This is a genomic window from Mitsuaria sp. TWR114 (assembly GCF_007997345.1).
The window spans coordinates 1-7938 of sequence record NZ_VOSR01000261.1; the positions used below are offsets into that span (position 1 = coordinate 1).

General features: G+C 70.7%; 8 protein-coding genes. 4 read left to right on the forward strand and 4 right to left on the reverse strand.

The genetic code is table 11. The features are described from left to right. Positions 1–1028: sigma-54-dependent Fis family transcriptional regulator (locus FUT87_RS11350; protein ID WP_147241087.1), on the forward strand; the 1028-nt coding region annotated here is incomplete at its 5' end. Between the two features lie 260 nt (positions 1029–1288). Here FUT87_RS11350 and FUT87_RS11355 read toward each other — a convergent pair. Together FUT87_RS11355 and FUT87_RS11360 are read right to left on the reverse strand one after the other, a co-directional pair. Continuing rightward, positions 1289–1696: a hypothetical protein gene (locus FUT87_RS11355; RefSeq protein ID WP_147241088.1), complete on the reverse strand. Its 408-nt coding sequence runs from the start codon at positions 1694–1696 to the stop codon at positions 1289–1291. Then, positions 1693–2634 (reverse strand): endonuclease/exonuclease/phosphatase family protein, encoded by a 942-nt coding sequence (locus FUT87_RS11360; RefSeq protein ID WP_183483112.1) that lies wholly within the window; start codon positions 2632–2634, stop codon positions 1693–1695. Before FUT87_RS11360 ends, FUT87_RS11355 begins: the two co-directional genes overlap by 4 nt. A gap of 363 nt (positions 2635–2997) precedes the next feature. Here FUT87_RS11360 and FUT87_RS11365 point away from each other — a divergent pair, with 363 nt between their 5' ends. From FUT87_RS11365 to FUT87_RS11375, 3 genes are read left to right on the forward strand one after another with little or no spacing between them, the layout of a single operon-like run. Next, the gene (locus FUT87_RS11365; protein ID WP_186830483.1) at positions 2998–5484 is read left to right on the forward strand and encodes a PAS domain-containing protein; all 2487 of its coding nucleotides are present in this window, start codon (positions 2998–3000) and stop codon (positions 5482–5484) included. Continuing rightward, the gene (locus FUT87_RS11370; RefSeq protein WP_147241091.1) at positions 5477–6202 is read left to right on the forward strand and encodes a hypothetical protein; all 726 of its coding nucleotides are present in this window, start codon (positions 5477–5479) and stop codon (positions 6200–6202) included. The genes FUT87_RS11365 and FUT87_RS11370 overlap by 8 nt, the downstream gene beginning before the upstream one ends. Further along, positions 6127–6999 carry a CHAT domain-containing protein gene (locus tag FUT87_RS11375; protein WP_147241092.1) on the forward strand — a complete coding sequence of 291 codons (873 nt, stop codon included), beginning with the start codon at positions 6127–6129 and terminating at the stop codon, positions 6997–6999. Before FUT87_RS11370 ends, FUT87_RS11375 begins: the two co-directional genes overlap by 76 nt. A gap of 33 nt (positions 7000–7032) precedes the next feature. Here FUT87_RS11375 and FUT87_RS11380 read toward each other — a convergent pair whose 3' ends face one another. Both FUT87_RS11380 and FUT87_RS11385 read right to left on the reverse strand, forming a co-directional pair. After that, positions 7033–7557 (reverse strand): hypothetical protein, encoded by a 525-nt coding sequence (locus tag FUT87_RS11380; protein ID WP_147241093.1) that lies wholly within the window; start codon positions 7555–7557, stop codon positions 7033–7035. A 35-nt stretch (positions 7558–7592) separates the two neighbouring features. Next, positions 7593–7938: type II secretion system F family protein (locus tag FUT87_RS11385; RefSeq protein WP_186830484.1), on the reverse strand; the 346-nt coding region annotated here is incomplete at its 5' end.

Sequence of the window (7938 nt, forward strand, 5' to 3'; positions counted from 1 at the left end):
CCGATGCGCTGCATCTGCTGGACCTTGGCGACGCGGCGATGCACCAGGCGGTGATGCGGGCGCGGCGGGTGCTGGACAAGCCGATCCCGTTGCTGCTGCAGGGCGAGTCCGGCGTGGGCAAGGACCTGTTCGCGCGCGCCGTCCACGACAGCGGCCCGCGACGTGGCCGGGCCTATGTCGCGGTGAACTGCGCGGCCCTGCCGGAGTCGCTGATCGAGGCGGAGCTCTTCGGCTACCGGCCCGGCGCCTTCACCGGGGCCTCGCGCGATGGCGCGCAGGGGCGGCTGAGGGAAGCGCATGGCGGCACCCTGTTCCTCGACGAGATCGGCGACATGCCGCTGCCCCTGCAGGCGCGGCTGCTGCGCGTGCTGCAGGACCGGCAGGTGCAGCCGCTGGGCGGCGGGCCGGCGGTGGCGGTGGACTTCCAGCTGATCGGCGCGAGCCACCGGCCGCTGCGTCAGCTGGTCGCGCAGGGCCTGTTCCGCGAGGACCTGTACTACCGGCTCAACGGGCTGACACTCTGCCTGCCGCCGGTGCGAGAGCGCCAGGACCTGCCGATGCTGGTGGCGCGATTGCTGGCGGCGATCGAGCCGGCGCGGCGGGTGGAACTGGATCCGCCGCTGGCGCGCGAGCTGATGGCCTATCGCTGGCCGGGCAACGTCCGGCAGCTGGAACAGGCCCTGCGCATCGCCTGCGCGCTGATGGAGCCCGGCGAGTCGGTCATCCGCCGCGGGCACCTGCCGGATGACCTCGTCGAGGAACTGGACCAGGGCGCGCCGCTGCCGATTCCGGTGCTGCGGCCGGAGCGGCCGGTCGCCGCCGAGGCCGAGGGGAGTCCCGAGTTCGCCCGCGCTGCGGATGGACGTCCGGCGCCCCCGGCGATGTTGCGCGAGCAGTCGCGGGCCCACGCCCGCCGCGTGCTGGCGGACTGCGGCGGCAACCATTCGGAGGCCGCGCGGCGGCTGGGCATCGGTCGCAACACGCTGTACCGGCTGCTCAAGGGGCCGGCATCCGCGTCGGGCGAGTAGCACCCGGGCACTCGGCGTCGGACCTGTAAGGCGACGCCTGACAGGCTGATCAGCGGATCGCTGCCGCCGCCTTGCGCCGAACCCGGCTTCCGAGGGCGAGCCGGCGCCCCTATTCTTTCGGTCATGCGGTCCAGGTTTCTGGTGGTGGATTGCAGAGGCGCAAGCCGGACGTCAATGGGTAAGGCGGGCATCCGAAAGGATGTCCGCCTTCGTCTTTTGGGGCGCTGCGATGGGCCGTATCGGGGGCGATCAGGGGGTGATCAAGCGGCGAACTGGCGGATCGCCCGACCCACGCGCGCGGTTTCGAGCAGGACGCTCAGTTCCTCCATCAGCTCGTCGCCATGCGAGCACGGGATGCTCAGGAAGTTGTAGACCAGGGTCACCGGATAGTCGCCCTCGGTGCCGGTGGTCCAGCCGGCGATGATCCGGCCTTCCCGGTCGTTCTCGGTGCTCTGGATCACGAGGCGTTCCCGCTGGTCCGCGATGCTCATCACCCGCTCGTCCTGGGCGTTGTGGAACTCGCCGACATGCAGCCGGGCCTTGCCGAAGGTGGCGCTCTGGATGGCGATGTCCAGTCGATCGAGGATGCCGCGGATCTCGGCGCGCTCGCCGTCCGCGGTGGAGGCGGCGTTGAGCCCTTGATGGATGCTTTTCGCGAAGTCGATCATGAGGGCTGCCTTTCGAAATGTCCGACGATGGGAAGGTGGTCGAAGAAGGGATGCGGGGCGAGGGGGTCGTCGCTCGACTCGAGCGCCGGCAGGGGAGCGACCCGGGTGTTCGCCTCGTTCAGGCGCCAGCCGAACCGTCCGCAGAGCACCGAGGACGAGACGATCAACTGGTCGAAGGTGCGCCAGTGGGAAAAGCGGCCGCCAGCGTGGAAGTAGGTGCCCGGGTCGCAGCTGCGATCCTCGGCGGCGCCCGGCGGAAAGGCGTGGAGATGCCGCCAGAAGGGGTTGTAGAAGAGCCGCCGGTTCCGCTTCACCCGGTCGCGATCGCGGCTTGCATGGAGATAGCGCTCCATGCCCTCGTCGAAGGGTTCATCGTTGAAATCGCCGACCAGGACGACGTTCGCATCGGGCAGGTACCTCAGGATCTGGTCGTCGATCCAGCGACGCAGGAAAGCGGCCAGGTGCGTCCGTTCGACATCGTGCCGGTCCATGAACAGCCGGCTCGGCCAGTGCGATGCGATCAGGTGCAGCGGCTGGTTGCCATCGCGCAGGCGGACCAGGAAGGCCTGGCCGACCTTGCGGATCCCGCCTCCCTCGTCCTGGATGATCGACCGGTCGAACTCCACCGTGATGCGATCGGTCCGGCTCAGGACGCATTGCGAGAAGCGGCTCCGTCCCGCTGGGTGGAAGGCCTTCAGCCAGGTGTAGTCCGCCCGCGCGATCGGGCAGGCGTCGTGCAGTCCGTCGATGCTGCGCTCGGCCATCTCGCCCAGCACGATCACGTCCGCCCGGACCACTTCGATCAGGTGTCGCAGCACCTGCGCGGCTGCCTGGAAATGGGCCGGTCCAGCGCGGTCCGGGACGCGCGTCGGCGACAGGCCGGTGTTCCACCACGCGATGTGGATGCCCGGATCGGCGGGGAGGGGAGAAGTCTTCATGGTCGGCGTCGGTAGGGACGGGCAGTCACTCTACGAGGACGTCCGCGAGCGCGCCACGCCCGCGGCGCAATCGAATGAGTGGACTTCCCGCCGGTCCTGCCGGACATGAGTCAGCGCGCCCACCGACTCCTGCGCTTGCGGGCGCCGGACCGGCGCGCTGGGCCGTCGCGGCGGGGCCGTCCGCTCGCGGCCGAGGCCGCGCGACGTGGCATCTCCGCCACGGAATCGCTGCGAAGGCCGATGAAATCGGCCTCGGAGGGCGTCGGATCCCTATGTTGTCAGGCGCGCCGCGCGCGCAATCGGCGTAGCCTTCGGGCCGTTGACAGACGGGACTGGCGGCCAGCGATGGCCAGGGAGGCCCTCATGGACGACTCCGCGCACGAGCGGCCCACGTCCGCCGCGGCGGCCGCGCTGCTGGGGCAGATGAAGCGGGCGGTCTTCGACGGCTCACGCATCGCCGTGATCCAGCGCGACCTCGCGAACCGCGTGCTCTACGCCAATGCCGCCGCCTTGGACATGAGCGGCGCCGCCCATGTCGACGAACTGCGCCTGGACCAGCTCTTCGCCGGCGAGGCCGGCCGCATCCTCGACGAAGAGACACGCGGTCGACGCAACGGCGAGCTCGGCGCCTATCGCGTCACGCTGACGCGCCTGGACGACCCTGGCCGCCAGGTCGCCGTCGAGGTCACCGGCCTGCCGCTGATGGACGCGCGGGGCGCGGTGGTCGGCTCGCTGGGGTTCTTCCGCAGCCTGCAGCACCAGGTGCTGACCGACCGGCTGCGCGAATTGACGCTGAGCCACGCCGGACGCCCGGACCTGCTGCCGCGGATGGCCGAGGCCCTGCGCAGCGAGTTGCCCTACGACCTGATGCTGGTGTCCCGCGTCGTCGCGGACGGCGAGCATTGGGAATCGGAGATCGTCTTCAACCACCCGCCCTTCCGCCAGGATGTGCCGACCGCCTGGTACGAGCTCAACGACGCGCAACGCGCCTTCATGGAAGCGAACGACGGCGGCATCCACGACTTCGACGCGGTGATGAGCGCGCCGCCCTGGTCCGACATGGCCGACGAGCCGATCTGCCGCCAGATGCGCGCGATGGAGCTGAAGTCCAGCATGTGGCGACGCATCACCCGCGGGCAGGGCAGCGACGAGCGCACCGTCGCCATCCTGACCCTGCTCAGCCGCGAACGCGATGCCTACGGCGAGTCCCATCAGACGCTGTTCAACCAGCTGCCGCTGGTCGAGACGGTGCTCTGCGCGCTGGACCACGCGGCCCAGGAGCGCGACCGGCGCCAGCTGCGGATGTTCCGCGCGCTCAACCGCTGCGTCGACATCCAGGGCGCCTGCCGCTGCCTGGCCGACGCGCTGATCGAGATCTTCGACTGGCAGCACGTCGCGCTGTTCCGCATCAACAGCGCGCGCGAGTCCATCGTGCGCGTGGCCTCGGCGCGCCGCGGCGACGACGGGTGCGCGGTCGATACCGGCACCGTCTGGGGCGACTACGCGCAGCACCTGGGCGTGGGTATCCTCGGCCGCGTGGCGCGGACGATGACGGCGCAGAAGATCCCGGATGTCTCGCAGGACCCGGACTACCTGCGCACGCCCGATGGCGAGCCGATCCGCTCCGAACTGGCGGTGCCCATCCTGTTCTCCGAGGGCGAGCGGGTGCGCTTCATCGTCAACGTCGACGATCCCCGGGTCAACGCGTTCTCGCGCGAGCATGTCCGGCAGCTGACCGACATTGCCCACGAGGTTGCCGGCGCGATGGAGCGCATCAGCGACCTGACCTTGATGACCGAGTGCGTGAACAACGTCGCCGATCCGGTCATCGCCACCGACGCGAAACTGCGGATCCGCCGGGTCAATCCGGCCGCGGAAGCGCTGTTCGGCGCGCGTCGCAAGGCGCTCGAGGGGCGCAGTCTGATCGACCTGTTCCAGGATCCGCAGCCGCTGGTGGCGCTGCTGCAGGGCACCGAGGCCGGTGATCGGCTCGGGGAGTTGCACGTGCGCCGCCCGGCCTGCGAGGACGCGGCGGCGGAGGCCGCCCAGGGCTCCGAGGCGTCGGGCGGGATGGGGGAGGCGCCCAGCTCGGTCTTCGTCACCCGGCGCGACTTTCCCGGCAAGCTCGGCGGCCATGTGTTCATCGCGCGCGACCTGCGGCCGATCCGCCGGTCGGTGCAGCTCGAGTTCCTGGAGGAGACCGCCTACGAGCTGGCCGTCGAGACGCAGGCGCCGCTGGGCATGGCGATGTCCTGGCTGGAAAGCGAGCTCGAGTCGGCGCATCGTCCTGGCGCCGCGCGCGACCCGGACCGGGCCCGCGACCTGCAGACGGTCCTGCGGCAACTGGGCCGGGTGAAGCATGCCTTCACGCGCCTGGCCATGTACAACCGCGAGGCCCGCGTCGCCGCGCGCGCGGTCAGCACGGTCCAGCTCGACAGCGAGCTGGAGGCGCTGCTCGCCAGCCTGGCCGCGTCGGAGCGGGAGAAGGTGCGGCTGGTCTCGGCGGCGCGGCGGGTCGAGGTCGAGGCCGACCACACGCAGATGCACATCGTCGTGGAGAGCTTGCTGTCGGTGCTGCTGCGCGCGGCGCCGGAGACGGCGACGGTGCAGCTCACGCTGGTGCCGGACGACCGGGAAGTCTTCCTGCGCCTGCGCGGCAAGCTGCCACCGGCCCGTCGGCACGGCACGCGTTTCGCGGCGCCCGAGGCGGCGCAGGCGGATCTGCGGCTGGCTCATCCGCTGCTCGACAAGCTGATGCGCAACCAGGGCGGCAGCCTGCGCATCCACGCGCTGGCCGATGGCGAGACCGAATTCGTGCTCGGTTTCCCAAGGGGGATCGCTCATGGCTGACTTCCTCCTGGTGTTCTGTCCGCAGCAGCAAGGCATCGAGGTCGAGCAGATCAAGAAGCAGCTGCGGCGCTTCGGCGCGCACGCGGTGCAGCAGGAGACCACCTGCGAGACCGCCCTGGAGCAGCTGCAGCAGCAGCGCTTCGACTTCGTCATCGTCGGCAGCCGCCTCGCGGCCGATGCCGGCGCGGTGGTGGAGGACGGCGGCGGTCTCGACTTCTGCCGCAAGGCCCGGCTGCTGACGCAGACGCCGATGATGCTGCTGGCGCCGGCGCTGACCTCGGAGCTGCAGCGCGAGAGCGCGCGCGTGCCGGGCCTGACCGCCTATGCCGATCCGGGCACCGCCGGCGGCTTCGCGCTCGAGCTGCTGCAGCCCGGCCAGCGCGTCGATCCCTGCCTGGCGATCCGCGTCAAGGCCAGCGAGACCGGCTGGAGCTTCGACATCGACGGCATCGGTTTCAAGTTCCATGGCGACGGCATGCTGACCGTGCCGCGCTCGGCCTGGATGCGCTGGGAGGCGCAGCACATGTTCCAGCCCGACTGGTACGACGAGTTCTCCGACATCGGCGAAAGCATCCGCATCGCGCTGTGCGACGAGAACCCACATTTCAAGGTCCAGCGCGAGCTGGCCGCGCCGCCGCGGCGATGCAGCTCGGCGATGCCGGGCGCGAGCTGCCGGACCGGCTCACCTTCGCGGTGTCGGAGGCCTGTTATCCGCTGATGCTGGAGGCGGTCTTCGATCCGTCGCTGCGGCCGGAGCCCTGGCTGGCGCAGGCCGCCTCGGTGGCGCGGCGCCTGCTGGAAAGCGATGGCGACGCGAGCCAGGACCTGTTCTCCGGACCGCCCGCGGCGCGGCGCGCGCTGCTGATCTGCGCCGACACGCATGGCAGCGTGTTCAGCGCGAAGCTGCTGGGCGGGCAGGTGCGGCTGGATCCGCTGACCTCGGTGCGGCTCGAATGCGCGCGGGTGCGCAAGCTGCTGACGACCCGCGACACGCGCACCGGCCAGCCGCTGTTCTACGAGGACAACATCCGCGTGCTCGGCATGGACGGGCCGGTGACGCGCGCGGCGCTCGACGCGGCGCTGCGCGAGGGCAGCTGGGACCTGATCCATTTCGCCGGCCACACCTGCTTCCAGCGCCATGGCGCGCAGCAGCGCGGCGGCACCGGCTTCCTGTTCATCGGGCCGGCGGAGGAGCCGGAGGGCATCGACTTCGGCGACATCGTCAGCTACATGCGCGAGGCGCGCTTCGTCTACCTGAGCAGCTGCGAGAGCGGCAACTCGGGCTTCGCGGCGCTGGCCGCGGCCGCCGGCATCCATGCGGTGCTGGGTTATCGCTGCCGCGTCAACGACCGCACGGCGGCGCTGCAGGCGAGGCTCTTCTACCGGATGCTGCTGCGCAGCCACTCGCTGAACGCGGCCTTCGGCCTGGCGCGGCGCCGCATCTACAAGCGCTACCGCGACCGGGACAACGCCTGGGCCTCCGCGATGCTGGTCACGCCGGAATTCCGGTCGTGATCGGGGAAGGCGGTCTCGTCGACGCGTTCTCGCTCAACTCGGCTCGCCGGTCATCAGGTCCAGCGCGTCGGGGAAGGCCTCGAAGATCTCGCGCTGGCGGGCCGTCACCAGGTGCCCCAGCACCAGGTTCGGGCCGTAGTAACCGACGCAGGCCAGCACCAGCAGCACCAGCATCAGCGCCGCGCCGCGCGGCATGTCGCCGCCGGTGGACAGGGCCGCGAAGGCCGCCAGCGGCAGGCCCAGCGTCAGCAGCGTCTTCAGGCCGAAGAAGGCCGAGGCGGCGATCGGGCTGCGGATGCCGGCGTGCACGAAGCGCAGCCGGATGCTGGATTTCTCGAAGCCTTCCTCGGGCATCGACAGCTTGCCGATCGGCCGGGTCAGGTCGGCGACCACCTGAAGGAAGCGTTCGCCCGAAGGCCCTTTCGCGGCCGGCCCGCCCTCCAGCGCGCGCAGCCGCTGCCGCGCCGGATCGGGCCTGAGCAGCGCGCCCACGCCCAGCACCGCCGTCACGACGACGATGAAGACCAGCCCCAGCATCATCCATTGCATCGCGGACATCGTCGGTCTCCCTGCTTCGCTCGTGCGTGGCCGCGTCAGACGCGGATCCTGATGATCCGGCGCATCCAGAAGATGCCCAGCGCCATCATCGCCAGCGCCACCGCCACCATGCGCAGCCCCAGCGGGTCGTTCCACAGCACGGCCATGAACTCCGGATTCACCAGGTTGACGACCAGCCCGACGCCGAAGGGCAGCGCCGTCAGGATCAGCGCCGACAGCCGCCCCTCGGCCGACAGCGTGCGGATCTCGCCGAGCAGCCGCAGCCGGTCGCGCACCAGCGCGGCGATCTTGTCGAGCAGCTCGGCCAGGTTGCCGCCCGACTCGCGCTGGATCATCACCGCCACGACGAAGTAGCTGACATCGGCGATGGGCACGCGCTCG

Excerpts from the sequence above, each read along its gene's own strand:
- FUT87_RS11370 (WP_147241091.1), top strand. The coding sequence starts at position 5,477 with ATGGCTGACTTCCTCCTGGTGTTCTGTCCGCAGCAGCAAGGCATCGAG.
- FUT87_RS11380 (WP_147241093.1), bottom strand. The coding sequence starts at position 7,557 with ATGTCCGCGATGCAATGGATGATGCTGGGGCTGGTCTTCATCGTCGTC.
- FUT87_RS11355 (WP_147241088.1), bottom strand. The coding sequence starts at position 1,696 with ATGATCGACTTCGCGAAAAGCATCCATCAAGGGCTCAACGCCGCCTCC.
- FUT87_RS11365 (WP_186830483.1), top strand. The coding sequence starts at position 2,998 with ATGGACGACTCCGCGCACGAGCGGCCCACGTCCGCCGCGGCGGCCGCG.
- FUT87_RS11360 (WP_183483112.1), bottom strand. The coding sequence starts at position 2,634 with ATGAAGACTTCTCCCCTCCCCGCCGATCCGGGCATCCACATCGCGTGG.
- FUT87_RS11375 (WP_147241092.1), top strand. The coding sequence starts at position 6,127 with ATGCAGCTCGGCGATGCCGGGCGCGAGCTGCCGGACCGGCTCACCTTC.